Origin of the sequence: Aequorivita vitellina (genome assembly GCF_022008365.1) — a bacterium.
GTDB classification, from domain to species: Bacteria; Bacteroidota; Bacteroidia; order Flavobacteriales; family Flavobacteriaceae; genus Aequorivita; species Aequorivita vitellina.
In genome coordinates, this window is record NZ_JAIRBA010000037.1 from 1 (window position 1) to 21,799 (window position 21,799).

The window sequence follows — 21,799 nt, forward strand, 5'->3', positions numbered from 1 at the left end:
TAGCCCCTCCCTTTGAAGGGAGGCTGGGTGGAATGTTCTTTGTTTTGGGATTGTGGGTTTTGATTTAACCTTGTGAAACATCCCCCTAAATCCCCATTGAAAGGGGGACTTTTTGGCCTGTGATTAAGCTGTTGGCACGGATATTTTTGGATTTTCTTTTCGCTTTAAATACTGTGCTCCTAAATCTAACCACATTATAAATCAAATCTGAATCTAGCCCCTCCCTTTGAAGGGAGGTTGGGTGGGATGTTTTTGTTCAAAGGGAGACCGTTTGGTCTGTGATTAAATTGGTGGTATAAATGTTTCGGACATACTTTTCGTCTTAAACACAGAGCTTATAAATCTAACCACATTATAAATCAAATCCGAATCTAGCCCCTCCCTTTGAAGGGAGGTTGGGTGGGATGTTGTGCTTCACGGGAGACTTTTTGGCCTGTGCATGAGTTGGGGAAATGAATATTTTGTACATACTTTTCGCCTTAAACACAGAGCTTATAAATTAACCACATTATAAATCAAATCCGAATCTAGCCCCTCCCTTTGAAGGGAGGCTGGGTGGGATGTTTTTGTTCTAAGGGAGGCTGGGTGGGATGTTCTGTACGTTGGGCGTTGGAGGTGCCTCCTTAAAAACTTTGCCCCGAACGTGTTTCAGAAGAAGCTTGAACAGGCTGTATTGAAATAAAATACATCAAATAAATATAGCGTATGGCCAAGGCGATTAGCAGCGGCAGCAGGGCAATTGCAAAAACTTGCACGCCAGTTATCCAATGTATAGTCAGTAGTGCCAAAAGCAAGACTAAAAGCAGTATGTATCGTTTTAATTTAATGGATACTTGCTTTTTAGAAATGGCGATGACAACAAGTAAAGAAATAGGAAATGCCCACAACAGGTTGTAATTATTGGCGGTAGCTGTATGGTCCGTAGCAAACCAAAGGAGTAATAACAGTACTCCCACAAGTCCCGTAAAAATAAAAATAGCAGTGTCTAAAAAACGGCTTCGAGTACTTCTTTTGAAGTCGCGGTAGGTGATGAAAACAATCAACAATCCTATTAAGCCCAAGATAAACAGCGGACTCGTTATAAACATATTTTCTGGGGAACTAGGATCATTATTAAAAAGCACCGTTGTTTCCTTAACCAAATTTTCGGTTTTTCCATTTCTATGAATAATGGCGTTTGCCGCTCCCGCATACACATAATCGGGTAAAAATTGGTATTCTATCGGCTTTGCTTTTCTGTCTATTACAGCGCCCAGGGCAATGTCTATCCCCATACTTCCCCAAGTATTGGCGTGCAGATTTTGCTGAATAAGCTCGCGAAAGCTCAATACTTCTTTTATATGGTCTTCCTTAAATTCCAACTTATCGCCTAGTACAATCTGCACCACGTCGCGTATTTTGGTGGCACAATTGTCATAAAAGAAATCGTATTTATACTTTTTGTTTTCGGGTTTCGCGTTGTGCCATAGGAAGTCTGAAATTGCTTGTTTTTCAGCGTAGTTCAGGTTGAGAGTTTGTTCTTTTACCCAGCGATTTTGTGCGACATAGCTATTGTAAAATGGCTGATAATAACTAACTCCCAGCTCGTAAAGCAATTTTCCCTGTGCGAATTTTGTATAAAAATTGGGTGTGTCGAAATCGAATTTCCCGTAATTAAAAACAACATCAACTTCGTTTAAAGGATCTTGAATTCTAAATGCACTATGCCCAAACTTATCGTACAGTTCGGCTCCCGGACCGATGGTTAAAATGCTGATTTCTGAAGTTTCAGATAAGGGCATAAACTGTGCTTTCGCCGAAACACATAAAAGAAGAATAAATATGAATAAATAATTTTTCACTACGAATACACTAAATATTACTGTTAGTTGTTTATAATTTCAATGTTGTTCTTAAGAACTACACATTATATCAATACATTTTAGTCTTGACTCTTGGTTCGTGTAGCGCAGCGGTCTTGTTTCTTTTCTTGGACAATACTTATTTCAAGTTTCAAAATTCAGAAATCATCTGCTATATTCCTTGTTTCGTCACTTGTTTTTTCAATCATTCCCACTTCGGGGGGATTACCTAAACAAATCCCAATCCAGTTTTAACGAAAACACATTTGAATACAGCGCCGCACTTTGGTCGCCAATATCGGTTAAGGCATAATCTACCTGAATGCCTTTATATCGGAATCCAACGCCAATATTGGGCTGAAATCCCACAGATTCATTGCCGTCCAATTGTTTTATATTTTGAAAATTGCCAACTCCGCCGCGCACATAAACCATATCTATATATGCAAATTCCAGGCCAGCCGAAGGTGTAATGCTTGCGAGGGAAGAGGAAATAACATCATTGGTTTCTGCAAATCTGAAATTGAAATCTACTTCTACCAAAAACGAGAAGTCGTAGTGATAAACAAACTTTCGGGCAATCCCGAATTGTAGTTTTGGGATGGTAATTTCGGTAGTTTCAGGCAACTCCTGATTTTGCCCTTCCACCGCACCTTGAATTTCGGCAAATTTTTCTTCATCTATACTCCACGCATTGAAAGTAGTGGTAATGTCGCGCGCCATAATCCCGAACATCCATTTGTCATTTCTAAATTGCACTGCAGCATCAAGTCCGAAGCCCCACGACGATGCAAAGTCGCCAATAATACGCCTAATAACCTTGGCATTCACACCGTAATTTAATCCGTCAAGCGGCAGTTTACGGGCGTATGAAAAGGTAACGCCATAATCGGCCGTTGAAAATAAACTGATGCGGTTGTAGTCTATATTGCCTTCGCTATCGATAAGTTGTGTGGTGTTTAAAATATCATCAACCCCAAAGCGGATTAATGAAAGTCCAACCGCGCTTTTATCGTCTAGCGGCATTGCAAATGCGGCGTAGTCATAATTTGCAATGTTCGCGAAATAGGAAGCGTGCATAAGCGAAATTTGCTTGTCTTCCAGATTTACCAAACCTGCGGGATTCCAATACCCCGAATTTACGTCGGCCGAGGAAGCAACCACGGCATTGCTCATACCAAAAGCAGCAGCGTCAACGCCAATATTCATAAATTCGTTGGAATACTTTCGCACGGTCTGCGCCCCCAGCGTAGCCGAAATAAGTAGCAAAAGGAGTAAAATTTTCTCTTTCAATATTAAAAATTTGGACAAATATGGAACTATTTTACAGAATACTAAACTTTAAATTTATGCACATATTGTGTTTTCGTAGCATTGGACGAAAATACTTTGTTATTTTTACATAGAAGTTGGAATTTATTAGAAAGTACTGGAAACTTCAATTTAAAATTGCCAAGCGTATTTTAGAGAACTATAAAATAAAGCACCCATCTAAACAACTGTACAACTAATGTTAAAACAAATACCAAATATTATCACCTCCCTCAACATTCTTTGTGGCTGTGTTGCCGTACTTTTTGCAGCATCGGGCGATTTAATAACGGCTTCCTTGTTTGTTTTCCTCGGAATTTTCTTCGATTTTTTTGATGGGCTTGCTGCGCGTCTGCTAAACGCACAAAGCGAAGTTGGTCTGCAATTAGATTCGTTGGCTGATGTTATTACCAGCGGACTTGCCCCCGGGGTTATTATGTACCAAATGTTGAACCTTTCGTATTTTGGACATATGCAATCGCTTACCGATACCTTTTCAATGGACGGGTGGAACGTAGGTTTTAAAAATTATATGCCTTTAATAGGGTTAATAATTGTAATTGCTTCGGCATATCGATTGGCAAAATTCAATGTAGATACGCGGCAAACTTCTGGTTTTATTGGCTTGCCGACGCCAGCAAACACACTTCTTATTTTAAGCTTGCCGTTAATTTTACAGTTTCAATTTTCTGATTTAGCAGAAAGCATCATTCTCAATAAATGGTTTTTAATAGGAATAACGTTAGTAAGTAGTCTACTCCTCAACGCCGAAATTTCGCTCTTCGCATTAAAATTCAAAACTTGGGATTTTAAAAGCAATGCCGTGCGTTACATCTTTTTAATACTCTGTATTGTGCTATTGGTACTGCTGAAGTTTTTGGCGATACCGATTATAATATTGCTTTATATATTGCTTTCGTTGATTAACCACAAAGAGCACCAAGAAGGCACAAAGTACACAAAGAATAGTTAAATGGCTTTGTAAACGTGTTATTGGTCTTTCCGGTTAAAAAGGTTTAACCACAAAGAACACTAAGAAGGCACAGAGAGCACAAAGAAAATTGAGTAGTTTGGAGGTGCATTCAGTTTTTTTTGGATAGAAAAATCCATTTCAGCAGCAGAAAGAAGGTACTAAGGACGAAAAGAAACCACTGTGTTTTATATGCAAATATTGTGTCCTTTTGGGGTTAAAACAAGAGTTAAATTTAGTTGAAATGACTGAAAATCAAATAGCTAATAAAATTATAGGTTGTGCTTTGGAAGTTCATAAAGCGCTTGGTCCAGGATTATTAGAATCTGCCTATCAAGAGTGTCTTTTTTATAAACTAGTGAAAGAAGGCTTTACTGTTGAGAAACAAAAACCAATGCCGCTAGTATTTCAAGAAATAAAATTAGAAGTCGGTTATCGAATTGACATCTTGGTTGAAAACAAAGTAGTTATTGAATTAAAAAGTGTGGAAATATTGAATGATGTTCATTTAGCGCAAACACTTACCTATATGAGGCTAGGTGGTTATAAACTAGGTCTCCTTATCAATTTTAATGTGAGTTTATTGAAGCAAGGAATTAAAAGGGTCATAAATGGTGAGTTGTAAACTGAACCCTTAGTGAAAACACAGTGTACTTATAGGGTTAAAAAGGAATAATCTCAATCCCAGACAAGGTTCAGAATACGAAAAAATTCCCTGTAAATTTTTGGAGAATATAATTTCTTTTAATTTAAAAAGAGTTTAGAAACTAAAATAAAACCTTCGTGGCCTTTGTGCCTTCATGGTGTCCGTTGTGGTTAAAACTAATAGCTCTAAAACTCCAACTTCTTCTTCCGAAGCTCAAAATTTTGTCCCAAATACACTTTCCGAACCATTTCATCGGCTGCGAGTTCTTCGGGAATGCCGTGTTTTAGTATGCTGCCTTCAAACATTAAATAGGTTCTATCTGTAATTGCAAGAGTTTCCTGCACGTTGTGATCGGTAATAAGAATACCGATGTTTTTATCTTTAAGCTGAGCTACAATACGCTGAATATCTTCCACCGCCACAGGGTCAACCCCTGCAAAAGGCTCATCGAGAAGTATAAAATGTGGGTCTGTTGCTAAGGCGCGGGCAATTTCTGTTCTTCGTCTTTCGCCACCGCTTAAAAGATCGCCACGGTTTTTACGGATGTGTCCCAATCCAAATTCTTCAATTAGAGATTCCATTTTGGCGCGTTGCTCTTTTTTAGAGAGTTTTGTGAGCTGCAACACACTTAAAATATTGTCTTCCACGCTCAGCTTCCTAAAAACAGAAGCTTCCTGCGCTAAATAACCAATTCCGTGTTGGGCGCGTTTGTACATTGGGTATTTGGTGATTTCCGTGCCTTCCAGAAAAATTCTGCCGCCATTGGGTTTAATCAATCCCACAATCATGTAGAAAGACGTGGTTTTACCAGCCCCATTCGGACCCAGTAATCCAACAATTTCTCCTTGATTTACTTCTACAGTAATGCCTTTAACAACCTTTCGGCCCTTATAGGATTTCATTAAATTTTCGGCTTTTAGCTTCATTTAAGGTTGTGTTTTTACCACGAATTTCTCTTTCCTCTTTCCTCTTTCTTCTTTTCTCCTCCCACTTCATTTTTACGAATATATTAAATATTCGTGTTTCAAAATATTTTATGGCTTTAATTTAACCCTGTTGCGCTTCCAAAGCTTCCCAATACTCATAAGCTCTTCGCAAATGCGGAATTACGATGGTTCCGCCAATAAGCAGCGAAATACTCATGCCCTCAACTACTTCTTCTTTTGAAAGTCCTAATTTGTGGCATTCCTCTAAATGATACCGTACACAATCGTCGCAACGCAACACCAGCGAATTACCCAAGCCTAAAAGCTCTTTGGTTTTCTTTGGCAGGGCGCCTTCCATATAGGCATTGGTATCTAGATTAAAAATACGCTTGACGATTTTGTTATTATCTTCAAGCATCTTTTCGTTCATCTTTTCGCGATAGGCGTTAAATTCTTCAACTATATTATTTTTCATTATATGTGTAAATATGGAAGTTTTGTAGTTTATTAAATGCTGAATCGAGATAAATACCGTTCAAAGTCAATCCGCTCTTTCCTCTTTATTCTTTCCTTTTTCTTCTATTTTCTTCTTTTTTCTGATTTCTAATTACAACTTTCGAAATATAAATACTCACTTCGTATAAAATAACTATTGGAATAGCCACAATTATCTGACTCACAATATCTGGAGGGGTAATTACTGCGGACAGAATCAGCACGATAATTAAAGCAAATTTGCGGTTCTTCCGAAGGATTTCAGGCGTTATCAATCCAATTTTTGTGAGGATGTACATTATAATTGGCAATTCAAAAACAATGCCGCAAGCCAATACCGAAGTTCGCACCAGCGCAATATAACTATCTAAATCGAAATCGTTAAATACCTCTTTACTCACTTGGTAATTTCCTAAAAAGTTAATGGAAAGCGGCGTAATTAAGTAGTACCCAAAAAGGACGCCTAAAAAGAAAAGCAGGGAAGCGATAAAAATAAAACCGCGACTGGTTTTGCGTTCTTTTTCTCTTAATCCCGGGCTTATAAATCTCCAAAATTCATAAAGTATATACGGAAAAGCTACAATAATACCTGCGTATATTGATGTCCACATATGTGCCGAAAACTGTCCGGCCATCGTTCTACTCTGAATTCGGAATGGCATTTCTTGAAAACAAAAGGTGTCTAAGCCCATTGCCTGCGAAATGTTGCAAAACATTCTATAGGTAGGAAAATCGGGTTGTTTGGGTCCGAAGATAAGCGTGTTAAAAACAAAGTCTTTAAAAATAAAGGCCAATACTGCCAAAATCATTACTGCCGCCGTTGAGCGGATAAGGTGCCAACGCAGTTCCTCTAAATGATCTAAAAAGGACATTTCTTTTTCTGGGGAACCTATTTTCTTCATTATATAATGCCCTCTTTGGTAAGGTTATGAATGTGTACCACGCCACTGTACTTGCCTTTGTCTTCAGCTAAAATTTGAGTAATACCGTATTTGTCCATCATTTCCATAGCCTCGACAGCCATGGCGTTATTGGCTATTTTTTTTGGATTGTGAGTCATAATGTCTTTAGCTGTCAATCCTGCAAAGTTATTGGTTTTAGTTAACATACGACGCAAATCGCCATCGGTAATAATGCCGACAATAGTATTGTTTTCAACAACGGCAGTTACACCGAGCATTTTTTCGGAAATTTCAATAATTACCTTTTTAACATCGGTATCGGGCGTTACTTGTGGCTTTTCGTTGAGTGAAGTAAGATTGCTTACCCGTAGGTATAATTTTTTCCCCAGCGAACCGCCTGGGTGAAATTTAGCAAAATCCTTACTCGAAAAACCGCGAAGATCCAACAAGCACATTGCCAGTGCATCGCCAATTACTAATTGCGCAGTGGTGCTCGTTGTAGGAGCTAAATTGTTTGGGCAGGCCTCTTTTTCAACAAAAGCGTTGAGTACAAAATCTGCTTGTTGACCCAGAAATGACGTACGGTTTCCCGTAATGGCTATAAGCTTGTTATCAATGGCCTTTATTAAAGGAACAAGCACTTTTATTTCGGGCGTATTTCCACTTTTTGAAATACAGATAACCGTATCGTTTTCTTGCACCGTTCCTAAGTCGCCGTGAATGGCATCTGCGGCATGCATAAAGATGGATGGCGTGCCGGTTGAGTTTAAAGTAGCCACTATTTTTGTAGCAATAATGGCACTTTTGCCGATTCCAGTTATAATAACGCGACCTTTAGAGTTGAAAATATACTCCACTGCACCGGCAAACTCTTCGTTAACCAAATGTGCCAAATTCGCAATGGCTTTACTCTCAGTTTCTATGGTGTTTTTGGCTACGGAAATGATTCTATCTGGGTTGTTCAAAATATTAATGCTTTTGAATGTTTGTAACTGTTTGAGAAATTAGTATATTTAGAATAGAATTATATCAATTCATATATCTTAATATAGATACTTTCATATAAGATGCAGTCAACGTAATACGGTTGCAAAATTACAATTGTTAATCTGTAAAACAATGTATTGTTGACTAAAACTGAATTGTCTTTTAAAAACTAAAGCAGCGTGGCAGAAATTGACATTTATGCAGGCCTAAAGAAATTTTTTGGGTTTACCCGCTTTAAGGGTTTACAGGAGGAAGTAATAAAAAGCATCCTCGATGGCAATAATACCTTTGTAGTTATGCCAACAGGCGGTGGAAAATCGCTATGTTATCAATTACCAGCACTTATGCAGGATGGAACGGCTATAATTGTTTCTCCGCTTATAGCGTTAATGAAAAACCAAGTAGATGCCTTACGTGCGCTTTCTTCGGAAGAAGGCGTGGCACAGGTTTTAAACTCTTCGCTTAACAAAACCGAAGTAAAAAGGGTAAAAAGCGACATTGCCAGCGGAGTTACAAAACTGCTTTACGTTGCTCCCGAATCGCTTACAAAAGAAGAATATGTGGCTTTTCTGCAAACTCAGAAAATTTCGTTTATGGCAATAGACGAAGCGCATTGCATAAGCGAATGGGGTCACGATTTTAGACCTGAATACCGAAACCTAAAAAGCATTATTCAACGTATAGGCGACAATATTCCTATTATTGGGCTTACCGCTACTGCGACACCAAAAGTGCAAGAAGACATTTTGAAAAACTTGGGAATGCCCGATGCCAATACCTTTAAAGCTTCTTTTAACCGCCCCAATCTGTATTACGAAATACGCCCAAAAACAAAAAGTGTTGATGCAGATATTATTCGTTTTGTAAAACAGAATGAAGGCAAAAGCGGAATTATTTACTGTTTAAGCCGAAAAAGAGTAGAGGAGCTGGCGCAAGCCTTGCAAGTAAACGGAATTAAAGCTGTGCCATATCACGCGGGCCTCGACGGAAAAACGCGGGTAAAACATCAAGACATGTTTTTAATGGAAGATGTAGATGTGGTTGTTGCAACCATCGCCTTTGGGATGGGAATAGACAAACCAGACGTGCGTTTTGTAATCCATAACGACATTCCTAAAAGTATTGAAAGCTATTACCAAGAAACCGGACGCGCAGGTCGCGACGGGGGCGAAGGTCACTGTCTCGCGTTTTACAGTTATAAAGATATTGAGAAACTAGAAAAATTTATGAGCGGCAAACCCGTTGCCGAACAGGAAATTGGCCATGCCCTTTTGCAAGAAGTAGTTGGTTTTGCCGAAACTTCAATGTCGCGTAGAAAATTTATCCTGCATTATTTTGGGGAAGAATTTGACAACGAAACAGGGGAGGGCGGCATGATGGACGACAATATGAGGTTTCCGAAAAAGAAACACGAGGCAAAAGAAGACGCAGCTTTACTGTTAGATGTTGTTTCAAAATCTAACCAACAATACAAAAGTAAAGAGGTGGTAAATGTTTTAATTGGAAAAGTAAATGCCTTAATTAAATCGCATCGCACCGATACACAACCCTATTTTGGCTCTGGCTCAAATCACGACGCTGCATATTGGATGGCGCTACTTCGGCAGCTTTTGGTGGCTGGCTACTTAAAAAAAGATATTGAAACTTATGGCGTAATTCACTTGACAGATGCGGGTAAGGAATTTATAAAATCGCCTACATCTTTTATGATGACCGAAGATCATTCCTTTAAAGATGCCAACGACGATATAATTGTGGGTGTGCAAAAAGGAGGTGATGTGGTTGATGAAATCCTTTTTAAACAATTAAAGGCCGAGCTAAAAAAAGTGGCACACGATTTAGACTTGCCGCCCTTTGTAATTTTTCAAGAACCATCTTTGGAAGATATGGCGCTTAAATACCCAATTACCCTCGATGAACTTTCCAATGTACACGGAGTAGGGGAAGGAAAGGCGAAAAAATATGGCAAACCATTCCTGAAGATAATTCAAAATTATGTTGAAGATAACGACATTATCCGGCCAGAAGATTTTGTGGTAAAATCTACAGGCAGTAATAGTTCGTTGAAACTGTATATTATCCAAAACGTGGATCGCAAACTTGCGTTGCCAGATATAGCCGATGCAAAAGGACTGGAAATGCCTGAATTTATAAAAGAAATGGAAGCTATTGTTTATAGCGGTACCAAGTTGAATATAACCTATTGGATTGATGAAATTTTAGACGAAGACCAACAGGACGAAATTCACGAGTATTTTCTAGAAGCTACAACCGATAAGATTGAGGATGCAATGGATGAATTTGACGGCGATTATGACGAAGAGGAATTGCGCCTATACCGAATTAAATTTATTAGCGAGGTTGGGAATTAACCCCGCGAAACATTTTTTTATGATTTCACCTCTTTGTTGAAATACACCAAATAATAATACATCTGTTTTTCTTCATCCCAACCTTTTTCAACAAATTTTTCTGCACTGTCTGAATTCACAAAATCTAACTTAATCTGTACGTTTGTATCGAGGTTGATAATATTTTTTATTTTTTTTCGCGCAGCAGAAACGGCGGTATTTGCAATAGGGAAGGTGGTTAAATCTTCGATGCTGTACTTTGGCGCTTTTTCACTTTTATAGTGACGGAATTCTGGCATTAAATCTGGATTGTCAATTACCTCGTTCATAAAAGCGGTTTCCTCAAATTGGTCATTTTTCGCAAAATGGTTTACCGCGCGGTTCATAAACATCACTTCCTGCTTTTTGTCTTCGGCGGGTAGCACCACGTCTTTTGCAAAATCTTGACAGAATTTTAAATACTTTTTGGTGTAGAAATTATCATCGGCAAAAGCTTCAACTCCTAAAAAACTTTCTAACCAATAACGCGCGTCATAACGGTTGCTATCAACCGAAAGAATTTTATAGCCTTCTTCTTTTTGTGAATTAAAAATCAGGCATCCTTTGTCTAGTTTATTCAAGTTTACCCCGTGTTGCAGCAGGGCTTCCAATTGATTTCCATCTTCGGCAAATTGCAGAAAGTCCTGTTTCAATTCACTTTTAAAAATACCAATGGCATCCATTTTTACATTGTCAAGCTGTACGTTTTCAAGATAAGCTACGTACACCTCGCCACTTTTAATATGTGGGTGTTCGGACTGATTGTAAAGATAAGTCGCTATTTTTCGGCTCTCCTCGTGAATATTTTCGGGATTGTCAAAAATCTTGTTAGCAGTGTTGTACAGCTCGTGAAATTCTAAATCGGCTTCGTGCGAAAACTGAAAGTAGTTTTCTTCTTTTTCACGAAAAGGTTTTAAGAAGAATTCTTTTAACAATGGCGTTATTTCATCGTCCATTTTATATGGTTGTGCCGAAAGAAAAATGTCTTCGTTTCTACTTTTATTACCCACTCTATGAATGGAAAGGGATGCAATGTGGGTATTGAAAAGGTTGATCATTTATTTTAGTTATGAGTGTGAGTTATGAGTTATGAGTAGTGAGTTGAAAGCTAGGGTGTGTGATTATTTTTGACCAACAACCGATTTAATTCCAGTTTTCATCGAAGTCCAGATTGTCGTAATCTTCCGGATCTAAGTCGAAGTCTTCTTCAAAATCGTCTTCTTCAATTTCTTCGGCTATAAATTCTTTTTCGGGTGCTTCTTCGGGTATTTGTCCGTGGGCAAACATTAGGTTTGGGTAGGGCATACCTTCTTCGGCTTCTGCAATATCGGCAAGTTCAACCATAAACGTCCACATATTTAAAAAGTCGTATACGTAAAGTAATCGCGTGCTATTTTCATCTACTACATCTTCCAAATACGTTTCGTTCATCACGCGAATTCCTCCTGGCTCGTCGCTCACGTCAAAAAGTGAAATTTCCTCCCCTTCTTCCCATAAATCGTTGCTGATGTAAAAGGAAGCCATTTCAAGTCCGTCAAATCCAAAAGCTTGGGTAATGGCGTTGTGTAAATCTTCTAATGACGCAGAAGCTTTAATTTCAATATCGCGGAAAACATCTTCGTGGGTGTCGAGAATTACTCTAAAACGGTAAATCATTTTTTCTTTTTTTTGGGTTGCAAAGTTACAAAAAAAGGTTGCAGTATTCAGTTTCTGGAATTGGTTATAATGTCTTTATTTTGAAAATCTGTGCAATACAAAAGTCATTCCCGCCAATAAGAAAAAGGCGGTAACTTGATGCAGAACGCCCAAAACAACTGGCACCTGCATTATTAAAGTGAAAACTCCTAAAATAAATTGTGTAAAAACTAAAATGAGCAACGCATTTATTCCCTGCTTTTGAAGGCTGGTTATATCCATTTTACGGGCTTTGTACCATATATAAAAGATTACTGCTACCACAACATAAGCCATATAACGGTGCACAAATTGAACGCCGCTTTTCCCCTCTACAAAGTTTCGCCAAAGGGGTGTCTGCTCTATATAAACGGTTTCGTGAATTAGTTTTCCATCATTCATCAACGGCCAATGGTTGTGAATCCACCCCGCATCGAGACCCGCAACAAAAGCACCCCAAATAATTTGAATTAGCAATATTGCCATTCCAAAACGGATGATATTTCGGATGTGGGTATTAATTGCCTTTTTCACTGGATAAATTAAATCTAAAGCCACCCAAAGGGTATAGGCAAAGGTTAAAAATGCGGTTGTTAAGTGCATGGCGAGCCTATAATGACTTACGCTCGGCCTGTCAATCAAGCCGCTTTTTACCATATACCATCCCAGAAATCCTTGGAAACCGCCTAAGAAAAGCAGGATTATTGCTTTTTTAATCGTTGGTTTGGTGAGTTGTTTTTTTAGAAGAAAATAGAGGAAGGGGATGATGAACACAATTCCCAGCAATCTGCCTAAAACTCGGTGGATATATTCCCAAAAATAAATGTCTTTAAAATCTTCTAAATCGAAGTGATTGTGCAGCTTTTGATATTCGGGAAATTGCTGATAATGTTCAAATTCGGCTATCCATTCCGCTTCATTCAATGGTGGAATTGTGCCCGAAACTAATTTGTAACTGGAAATTGAAAGTCCCGAATGGGTTAAGCGTGTAATTCCGCCAACCACGACCATAATAAAAATAAGGAAACAGCCCGTAAGGAGCCAGTAAATCACTTTTTTGTTGTCTTTGTTTGCCACTATATATGATTTTAACGGTGTTTTCGCCGGAAATGTTCTACCACGAATGCACGAATTATTTTTTATTATTTGCGCGTATAATCGCGAATTTTTAGCGTTATATTCTCCTTTATCATTCTTCCTTCGGAATTTTTAACCACAAAGTCCACAAAGTCCATAAAGGAGTTCACAAAGTCCACAATGTGATTAAGGTTTTAAACCTATTTCTTTTCCTTTTTTCAACATAAATTCTTTTGCTGCTTCATAATCATTTGGAATTTCGCCTTCAAGAATTGCTTCTTTAATGGCATCTTTTATAATTCCTATCTCGCGTGATGGTTTTAGATTAAAGGTTTTCATAATTTCTTCCCCCGAAACTGGTGGTTGAAAATTTCGCACTTGATCGCGTTCTTCAACTTCTACTATTTTTTCGCGCACCAATTTAAAATTGGCGTGATATCTCTTAAATTTCTTTGGATTTTTAGTTGTAATATCTGCCTCACAAAGCGTCATTAAATCATCTACATGTTCACCTGCATCAAAAATTAATCGTCTTACAGCACTATCGGTAACATCGCTTGCCAAAACGATTGGACGCGAACTCATCAAAACCATTTTTTGAACAAATTTCATTTTATCGTTCAAAGGCATTTTCAATCTTTTAAATAATTTGTACACCATTTTGGCGCCCACGAATTCGTGAGTGTGGAAGGTCCAACCTTGTTTTTTATCAAATTTCTTGGTGGGGGCTTTTCCAATATCGTGCAATAGTGCCGCCCATCTTAACCACAAATCGTCTGTGGCTTTTGAAATATTATCAACTACTTCAAGTGTATGCCAAAAATTGTCCTTGTGTGTTTGTCCCTCTTTTTCATCAATTCCTTGTAGGGCAACCAATTCGGGTAAAATAAATTTTAGCAAGCCAGTTTTATGTAAAAGTGTGAATCCTTTTGAAGGTACATCGGCAAGTAAAATTTTATGAAGCTCGTCAACCACGCGTTCTTTTGAAATAATTTTAATTCGTTTGGCATTTCGCGTAATTGAATCTAATGAAGCGTTATCTATTTTAAAGTCTAATTGAGTTGCAAAACGAATAGCGCGAAGCATCCGCAAAGGGTCGTCACTGTAGGTAACATCGGGGTCGAGGGGGGTGCGAATAATTTTTTTGTCGAGATCGGCAAGTCCGTTAAATGGATCGAGCAATTGGCCGTAAGTATCGTCACTTAAACTTATTGCCAAAGCATTAATAGTAAAATCCCTTCTATTTTGATCGTCGTCCAACGTGCCATTTTCAACAGCAGGATTTCTACTTTCTTCGGAATATGATTCTTTACGGGCTCCCACAAATTCTAATTCAATACCGCCACTTTTTAGCATAGCCGTACCGTAGGTTTTAAATATTGAAACCTTTGGCTTACCCGGAAGCAGTTTTGCCACTTCTTGCGCAAGTTCAATTCCGCTGCCAACGGTAACTATATCTATGTCTTTGGCTTCGCCGCGTTTTAATAAGAAATCGCGTACAAAACCACCAATAACATAACTTTCCAAATTTAAATTTTTGGAAGCTTGTGATATGGTTCTAAAAATTGGATTTTTTACTGCAGATATGTAGGATGGATTTACCATTTCTTTCTCTCGCAAAGGGTAAAGCCGCAAGGTAATTCTTACGTCTTTTGTCTTTGTCTTATGTCAATTTTATTTCCGAATTACTTTTACTGATCCATCATTCTTCAGCTTAATTATAGCCGATGGTTTCCCAGATTTTTTTTCGCGATGCAAATTTACAACATAGTCTACGCCTTCCAAAATTGCAGGGTCTATTTCCTTAAAACTTTGGGGTGTTTTTTCACCACTTACATTTGCCGAAGTTGAAACCAAAGGTTTGCGTAGTTTTTTAATTAATGTTTTACAGAAATCATCCTTCGGAACCCGTATAGCAAGTGAATTGTCTTCGGCTATTAGGTTTTCTGCTACCCGAATGGGGTCGTCGTAAATTATCGTGGTAGGTTTGCTAGCATATTTTAAAATATCGTACGCCACTTCGGGTACGTCTTCTATATATTCATTCAGCATTTTAAAATCGCTCACCAAACATATTAACGACTTTTTATCGTTGCGTTTTTTAAGCTGAAATATCTTCTCTACAGCTTCGGCATTGGTGGCGTCGCAACCTATTCCCCAAACGGTATCGGTGGGGTAGAGGATAAGGCCTCCTTTTTTTAAAACGGTCAAACAGTTTTCAATTTCGGTTTTCATCTAAAAAGGTAATTTTTTGTTTTAATTTCAATGATTGGGTTTGGTTATTGCTTTTTAAAATAATAGGTAGCAAGTACCATTTTTTCGGTTTTAAACTTAACACAACTGCTAAATACATTCTAATAAATACATATTTTGCAAACCCGAAATTTTTCCGAAGCACATATAAATACGAAATATAACTCTCCTTAGCAATTGCTTTTGAAACGCCTGTACTAACGCCTTGATGGTGCAAAATTTGGGCTTGTGGAACCAACCAGGTTTCATAGCCCGCTTGCTTTAAGCGGTGGCAAATATCCATCTCTTCCCAATACAAAAATATATTTGTGTCAAATCCGCCCACCTTGGCAAACGCCTTGCTATCAAAGAATAAAAATGCTCCATTAACCCAATTAACTTGTAGCGGTTGAGAATATTCAAATTTGCGTTTGGGGTACAATTTTGGATTGTTTTTTTCTAAAAATCCACGCCCCAAAAGCAGTCTTCTCATCCCTTTATTATGGTCAAAAGAAGGAACAAACTTGTGGTTTTCATCAAAATTTTGAGCCGTACAAACCCCAACTTTGGGGTGGGATTTCATAAAATTCAATAAAATATCTAAACAATTATTAAGCAACATGGCGTCGTTGTTTAAAAAGAGGAGATAATCGGCATTTGCAAATTGAGCTCCGTACATATTACCGCCGCCAAAGCCTGTGTTTATCACGCTTCTGTGTAATGAAACATGTTTGTGTTTTGGAAAATTATCTTTTAAAATTTTATATTCTGAAAGAGTCGAATTATTGTCAACAACAATCATTTCATAACTAATATTTTCCGAAGTCTTTTCAATTACCGTATTTATACACTCCAAAGTATATTTTGAAGAGTTATAATTTATAACAATTACGGCAACATCCATTATTTGAATTTTAGTATCAGGTTTTTAAATAATTGGCACAAAGATACAATTACTCCCAACGGCAGTTAAGTGAAAGCTTTAAATATTTAATGACTTAAAATTAGGTCGCTATATTAAACTTTTATACACTTCAAGATATTTTTCGGCGGTGTTTTTCCAGTTAAAACTATTGGCGCGGTCTGTGTACCAATTTTGGTAAAATGCTTTATTATTATTGAATTTTTCCATTCCACTTTTTAACTGGCTTGCCATGTATTCGGGATTGTAATTATTCCAATAAAAACTGTGTTCGCCACCAATTTCGGGCAGTGAAGTGTTATTTGAAAGAAATACAGGTTTCCCAAAGCGCATCGCTTCAATAGGCGGAATGCCGAAGCCTTCTCGATGCGAAGGAAAAACAAAGGCATCGCAGTTTTTAAGGTAGTATTGTTTTTCTAAATCGGCTATTTTTCCGGTCTGAAATACCCTATTTTTAAAGCCGTATTGCGATACCAAAGCCGTTAATTTTTGGGCGTAGCTGGAGGTGTTATTTCCTGCCAACACCAAATTGTATTCTGGTAAAAAACGTAACATTTCTACAAGACTCATAAAGTTTTTTCGCTCGCTGAAATCGCCAATTGAAAAAAGGTATTGCTTGGGCGGAAGGATGGAAGGTTTAAAATCTTCGGGTACGGTGATGTCTGTAATCGTATTTCCGTTGTAAATTACGTACTCGGGCACATCGGGCACCTTAAAGTGGGCGTGGGTATCTTGTTTTGCAAATTCTGAAATATAGGTAATTGCACTGCTCCTTTGTAGCTTTTCTTTAAACTGCTTTTTTAGCTTTTCCTGCATTTCAACAGAATTTTCTTTTACAAAATGCACGTCGTGAACCGTTAGCAAATAGGGAATATTAAAAAATGGTTCTATTTTAATATTTTGATTTAAACAATGCCAAAGATTATACTTTTTCTTTATTCGGAAGGGTTTGTGGCGGGTGAGCGAACTGTATTTTCTGTATTTAAAAGTATCGCCAAATTCTTCTTTAAGTGCTGAAGTATTTTTCGCATTTAATACTATTTCAAATTCATCTTGCGGAAAGTGGGCCATCGCTTTTATTAAGTGATAATTAAACTGCCCGAAACCCGAAAAACGGTTTTTTAAATTATGCGATTCTAAAAATACTTGTTTCAAATTTCCGATTTAAATTAGTCTATTTTTCTGTATAACAACCATAAATTTACATAGCGTTTAAACACCGAAAATGCGCTTACATAAGCGAGAATAAAGCCTTCTTTTCCATCTAAAATTCCCAGTCTAAAAATAAACTGGTTCCAAAAGCGATAAATCGGACGGAATAAAAAATGGTAGTAGTTGGGCTTTTTTCCTTTTTTGTAAAGCATCTTTGCTTGTAAGGCGCTGTATTGATGCATTTTTCCGGTATAATCGTCGAAAGATTTGTAAGTGTGGTGTGGTAAACTGTTTTTTAGTCTTTCGGTTTTGCCGTTGGCTTCCAAGGTTTCATGAACCAAATTTGCGTTGTACTTACAATGATTTTTATTAAAAAATCGAATTATAAAATCGTTTTGCAATCCGCTGTATTTTATGCGTTTCCCCATAAAATAAAAGTCGCGTTTTACAAAATAGGCAATTGCCGATGGATATTTAAACTTTTCAATTAGCTCGTTGGCAAGTTGAGGAGTGACTTCTTCGTCTAAATCAAAAAAAGTAACCCAATCGTTTGTAGCTTTTGAAATAGCAAAGTTTTTTTGAGCCGAAAAATTATCAAAACTACGTTGGTAAACTGTAACTTTTTCGTGCTTTTTAGCCAAAGCAACTGTGTTATCACTGCTAAATGAATCTACAATAACAATTTCATCTACAAACCAAAGACTGTTAATATAATTGTCTATATTATGCGCTTCGTTTAAGGTGATGGCAATGCCAGTTATTTTTACGGGATTCTTCAAAAAAATGGTTGTTACTTGTGGTAAAAGTAATGATTTTGGAAATTAGTATTTTTTATTTTCTTCAAGCCCTTTCCACAGCAATCTTAATTTTACATATCTTTCAAAAACGCCGTATGCATTTACAGCAGCAACGGTCATTCCTGGCACACCGTCGCGAAATCCGCCTTTTAAAATAAAAGATCGAAAAAACCGATAGGTAGGTTTAAAAAGCAAGTGGAACCACGTCGCTTTTTTTCCTTTTCTGTATAGTTGCTGCGCCTGAAACCACGCGTACGATTCCTTTTTTTTAATGTAGTTTTCCAAACCTTTATAGGTAAAGTGCAGCATTTTATTTTTGAGTTTCCCAACGCTGCCTTGGCAAATCAGTTTTTCGTGAACCGAACCGGAAAACTTTGCACCTTCTCGCTGTACCAACCGTAGCACATCATCGCTGTGATGGTATAAAAACCGATTCATATAGAAGTGTGGAAAATTTATTTTGTAGCCTCCGTGTTTGGGGTTTTGAAGAACTTCTTTAATTTCAATTTCGAGCGAATGGGTAACCCGCTCATCGGCATCTACAAATAAAATCCAGTCGCCAGTAGCTTCTTTAAGTGCAAAATTCTTCTGATTTGAAAAATTATCAAATTCTCGTTGTAAAAATTTTGTGGCATATTTCTGTGCAATGAGAGGCGTATTATCTGTGCTGAAGGAATCGATTACGATTATTTCGTCGGCAAAACGAACTGAAAATAAGGCGTCTTCAAGATATGCCTCTTCATTAAAAGTTGGAATAATTACAGATAGTTTCGCCATTAGCGCAAAATTAGTAAATAACTTTATCTTTGAGGCTGAAAGCAACTTTCAGTTTATGACCCATACCTGCCGAATTTGTAATAATAGCAAAGAAAATAGAACATATAACGCAAGAGAAATGATGTACGGTTTGCGTGAAACATTTGAATATTTTCAATGTTCAAATTGTGGCTGTTTGCAGATTTCTGAATTTCCCGAAGATTTAGCGAAATATTATCCGGGTAATTATTACAGCTTTAATAGCTACGACGGCAAGAAATTTAAGGGGTTTAAAGGCGCTATTAAAAAGAAGCAATACGAAGCTGCCGCTTTGGGTGGAAAGGTTTACAAATCTACTCTTGGAAAGGTTTTAGGAAAAAAAGAATACGGCATTTTTAAAGATTTACAAATTACCAAAGAAACGCGTCTGCTGGATGTAGGCTGCGGAAATGGAAGAAATTTTTTATACCCATTGGCCGAAGTTGGCTTTAAAAATGTGATGGGTTGCGATCCATTTTTAAAAGAAACCATTACCTATAAAAACGGACTTACAATAATGAAAAGTAGCATTTATGAAATTGAAGCTACTTTTGATGTGATAACCTACCATCACGCTTTTGAGCATTTGCCAGATCCATTTGAAAATTTAGAAAAAGTGAATGCGTTATTGGCGCCCGGGGGTGTTTGTATCATTCGAATTCCTACTGTTTCCTCTTTTGCTTGGGAACATTACGGGGTAGATTGGGTACAATTGGATGCGCCGCGACACTTCTTTTTACATTCGCAAAAAAGTATGCAAATCCTTGCAGATAAAACTAATTTTGAGTTGTATAAAGTTGAATATGATTCTACACATTTTCAATTTAGCGGCAGCGAAAAGTACAAAAAAGACATTCCGCTTTCTGCGCCAAAATTTAAAGGATTTAAAAAATCACTGAAACGAAAAGTTCAAAACTTTAAATACGAACAAAAAGCTAATAGCCTCAATAAAGCGGAGCGCGGAGACCAAGCTGTATTTTATTTACGCAAGAAATAATTTTATCTTTGCCCCCTATGACTGCAATTGATACTTCAGTAATTATAAGCACCTACAACTCCCGCGAATGGTTAGAAAAAGTGCTTTACGGCTATAACAATCAAACCTACAGACAGTTTGAAGTTGTAATTGCAGACGACGGCTCCAACGACGAAACACGAAAGTTGTTAAAGCGAATGGAGACAGAAGTTTTTTATTCTATCATTCACGTTTGGCACGAAGACAAAGGGTTTCAAAAATCTGAAATTCTCAATAAAGCTATCCTTCAATGTAGCACCGAATATATAATTATGAGCGATGGCGACTGTATTCCGCGGAAAGATTTTGTGGAGCAGCACGTTAAATTTCGGGAGGAAGGATATTTTCTTTCGGGTGGCTATTTTATGCTTCCAATGGATATTTCAAAAGAAATTACCAAGGAGGATATTTATTCAGAAAAGTGTTTTGATCTTTCGTGGTTGAAAAAACACGGTCTTCCAAATTCTTTTAAAAACAACAAGCTTTACGCTGGGCCGTTAAAAGCTTTTCTGCTAAATAGATTTACACCAACAAATGCGAGTTGGAATGGTCATAATGCATCGGGTTGGAAAAAAGATATTGTTGCAGTAAACGGTCTCGACGAGCGCATGCAATACGGCGGTCAAGACAGAGAACTCGGAGAGCGATTAACCAATTACGGACTTAAAAGTAAGCAGATTCGTTACAATGCGGTGGTGTTGCATTTGGACCATCCACGCGGTTATAAAAATCAAGATTCTATAAATAAAAACTTGGCGATTCGGGAACAAACACGAGACCAAAATAAAAAATGGACTTCCTTCGGAATTGTAAAAGAAGGCAATAATGCGCCTTTTGTTTCGGTAATTGTAAGTACTTACAATCAGCCTGAATGGCTTAAAAAAGCCCTGTGGGGTTTTGAACAGCAATTAGAAAAGAATTTTGAAATTATTATTGCCGACGACGGTTCTACGGAAGAAACCAAGCAATTAATAGATTTGTTTATTGAAAATTCCTTTTTGCGAATTAAACACGTGTGGCAGGAAGATCACGGGTTTCAAAAAACCAAAATTCTCAATAAAGCGATAAAGGAAGCCAAAGGCGATTATTTAATTTTTACCGATGGCGATTGTATTCCACGTAACGATTTGGTTTCTACCCATTTGGGATTAAGTCGTCCGGGTTGTTTTCTTTCGGCAGGATATTTTAAGTTGTCGATGAAAATTTCAAAACAAATTACAAAAGAAGATATTGAAACTCAACGCTGTTTTAATGCAAAATGGCTTCTAAAACACGGGTTGAAGAAAACGTTTAAAATCAATAAACTCACTTCGTACGGACTAAAAGAAGATATTTTAAACACATTTACCCCCACCAGTGCAACTTGGGATGGCAATAATGCTTCGGGTTGGCGAAAAGACGTTTTGGCTGTAAATGGTTTTGACGAACGTATGCAATACGGTGGCGAAGATCGCGAAATGGGCGAGCGTTTAATGAACTACGGAATTAAACCGTTGCAAATTCGTTATAGTACCGTAACCCTGCATTTAGACCACGAACGCGGTTACGTGAAAAAGGAAATGTTTGTTAAAAACAAAGCCATTAGACGCGTCACCAAAAAAGAAAAACGCGTATGGACGGAATACGGAATTAAAAAACGTATGCTTCAAAACGATGTTGCTCAATAA

At 37.6% G+C, this 21,799-nt stretch carries 19 protein-coding genes and 2 pseudogenes; 6 read left to right on the forward strand and 15 right to left on the reverse strand.

All coding sequences use genetic code 11. The features are described 5' to 3' along the window. Positions 1-623: 623 nt before the first annotated feature. A complete protein-coding gene (locus tag K8089_RS14460; RefSeq protein ID WP_237604012.1) occupies positions 624-1,781 on the reverse strand; it encodes a lipoprotein N-acyltransferase Lnb domain-containing protein in 1,158 nt (385 codons plus the stop codon). 285 nt (positions 1,782-2,066) lie between these two features. Further along, positions 2,067-3,134 (reverse strand): putative type IX sorting system protein PorV2, encoded by a 1,068-nt coding sequence (locus K8089_RS14465; RefSeq protein WP_237604013.1) that lies wholly within the window; start codon positions 3,132-3,134, stop codon positions 2,067-2,069. 217 nt (positions 3,135-3,351) lie between these two features. On the opposite strand from K8089_RS14465, the gene K8089_RS14470 reads away from it, so the two are divergent. Continuing rightward, positions 3,352-4,125: a CDP-alcohol phosphatidyltransferase family protein gene (locus K8089_RS14470; protein WP_237604014.1), complete on the forward strand. Its 774-nt coding sequence runs from the start codon at positions 3,352-3,354 to the stop codon at positions 4,123-4,125. A 241-nt stretch (positions 4,126-4,366) separates the two neighbouring features. Continuing rightward, complete coding sequence (locus tag K8089_RS14475; protein ID WP_237604015.1) at positions 4,367-4,747, forward strand: GxxExxY protein; 381 nt, start codon at positions 4,367-4,369, stop codon at positions 4,745-4,747. Positions 4,748-4,953: 206 nt separating this feature from the next. Here the strand turns inward: K8089_RS14475 and lptB are convergent, their stop codons facing one another. The 4 genes from lptB to K8089_RS14495 all read right to left on the reverse strand — a co-directional run bounded on the left by lptB (position 4,954) and on the right by K8089_RS14495 (position 8,056). Continuing rightward, a complete protein-coding gene (lptB, locus tag K8089_RS14480) occupies positions 4,954-5,694 on the reverse strand; it encodes an LPS export ABC transporter ATP-binding protein (protein WP_237604016.1) in 741 nt (246 codons plus the stop codon). A gap of 121 nt (positions 5,695-5,815) precedes the next feature. Continuing rightward, positions 5,816-6,169 (reverse strand): carboxymuconolactone decarboxylase family protein, encoded by a 354-nt coding sequence (locus K8089_RS14485; protein WP_237604017.1) that lies wholly within the window; start codon positions 6,167-6,169, stop codon positions 5,816-5,818. 85 nt (positions 6,170-6,254) lie between these two features. Further along, positions 6,255-7,091, reverse strand: coding sequence for a twin-arginine translocase subunit TatC (gene tatC, locus K8089_RS14490; protein WP_237604018.1), 837 nt, complete (start codon positions 7,089-7,091; stop codon positions 6,255-6,257). Continuing rightward, entirely contained in the window at positions 7,091-8,056 is a 966-nt protein-coding gene (locus K8089_RS14495; RefSeq protein ID WP_237604019.1) for a KpsF/GutQ family sugar-phosphate isomerase, read from the reverse strand. The genes tatC and K8089_RS14495 overlap by 1 nt, the downstream gene beginning before the upstream one ends. A 201-nt stretch (positions 8,057-8,257) precedes the next feature. Here K8089_RS14495 and K8089_RS14500 point away from each other — a divergent pair, with 201 nt between their 5' ends. Next, a complete protein-coding gene (locus K8089_RS14500) occupies positions 8,258-10,450 on the forward strand; it encodes a RecQ family ATP-dependent DNA helicase (RefSeq protein WP_237604020.1) in 2,193 nt (730 codons plus the stop codon). A 17-nt stretch (positions 10,451-10,467) separates the two neighbouring features. On the opposite strand, the gene K8089_RS14505 is transcribed toward K8089_RS14500, so the two are convergent. From K8089_RS14505 to K8089_RS14545, 9 genes are all read right to left on the reverse strand, one after another. Continuing rightward, the gene (locus K8089_RS14505; protein WP_237604021.1) at positions 10,468-11,526 is read right to left on the reverse strand and encodes a nucleoid-associated protein; all 1,059 of its coding nucleotides are present in this window, start codon (positions 11,524-11,526) and stop codon (positions 10,468-10,470) included. 85 nt (positions 11,527-11,611) lie between these two features. Then, the gene (locus K8089_RS14510) at positions 11,612-12,124 is read right to left on the reverse strand and encodes a plasmid pRiA4b ORF-3 family protein (RefSeq protein ID WP_237604022.1); all 513 of its coding nucleotides are present in this window, start codon (positions 12,122-12,124) and stop codon (positions 11,612-11,614) included. Between the two features lie 75 nt (positions 12,125-12,199). Continuing rightward, positions 12,200-13,219, reverse strand: a complete 1,020-nt coding sequence (locus tag K8089_RS14515) for a COX15/CtaA family protein (RefSeq protein WP_338149264.1) — start codon at positions 13,217-13,219, stop codon at positions 12,200-12,202. Positions 13,220-13,405: 186 nt separating this feature from the next. After that, the gene (locus K8089_RS14520; RefSeq protein WP_237604023.1) at positions 13,406-14,824 is read right to left on the reverse strand and encodes a CCA tRNA nucleotidyltransferase; all 1,419 of its coding nucleotides are present in this window, start codon (positions 14,822-14,824) and stop codon (positions 13,406-13,408) included. A 69-nt stretch (positions 14,825-14,893) separates the two neighbouring features. Next, complete coding sequence (locus K8089_RS14525) at positions 14,894-15,454, reverse strand: L-threonylcarbamoyladenylate synthase (RefSeq protein ID WP_237604024.1); 561 nt, start codon at positions 15,452-15,454, stop codon at positions 14,894-14,896. Further along, entirely contained in the window at positions 15,438-16,355 is a 918-nt protein-coding gene (locus K8089_RS14530; protein ID WP_237604025.1) for a glycosyltransferase family 2 protein, read from the reverse strand. The genes K8089_RS14525 and K8089_RS14530 overlap by 17 nt, the downstream gene beginning before the upstream one ends. A gap of 108 nt (positions 16,356-16,463) precedes the next feature. Then, positions 16,464-17,528 (reverse strand): glycosyltransferase family 4 protein, encoded by a 1,065-nt coding sequence (locus tag K8089_RS14535; protein WP_237604026.1) that lies wholly within the window; start codon positions 17,526-17,528, stop codon positions 16,464-16,466. Positions 17,529-17,542: 14 nt separating this feature from the next. Next, entirely contained in the window at positions 17,543-18,304 is a 762-nt protein-coding gene (locus K8089_RS14540; RefSeq protein ID WP_237604027.1) for a glycosyltransferase family 2 protein, read from the reverse strand. Between the two features lie 42 nt (positions 18,305-18,346). Next, entirely contained in the window at positions 18,347-19,099 is a 753-nt protein-coding gene (locus K8089_RS14545) for a glycosyltransferase family 2 protein (protein WP_237604028.1), read from the reverse strand. 55 nt (positions 19,100-19,154) lie between these two features. Here K8089_RS14545 and K8089_RS14550 point away from each other — a divergent pair, with 55 nt between their 5' ends. The 3 genes and pseudogenes from K8089_RS14550 to K8089_RS14560 form a co-directional block, all read left to right on the forward strand. Continuing rightward, entirely contained in the window at positions 19,155-20,114 is a 960-nt protein-coding gene (locus K8089_RS14550; RefSeq protein ID WP_237604029.1) for a class I SAM-dependent methyltransferase, read from the forward strand. Positions 20,115-20,131: 17 nt separating this feature from the next. After that, positions 20,132-20,950 (forward strand): annotated as a pseudogene (locus K8089_RS14555) (glycosyltransferase family 2 protein); the annotation flags it as partial. Between the two features lie 33 nt (positions 20,951-20,983). Further along, positions 20,984-21,799: pseudogene (locus K8089_RS14560) on the forward strand (glycosyltransferase family 2 protein); the annotation flags it as partial.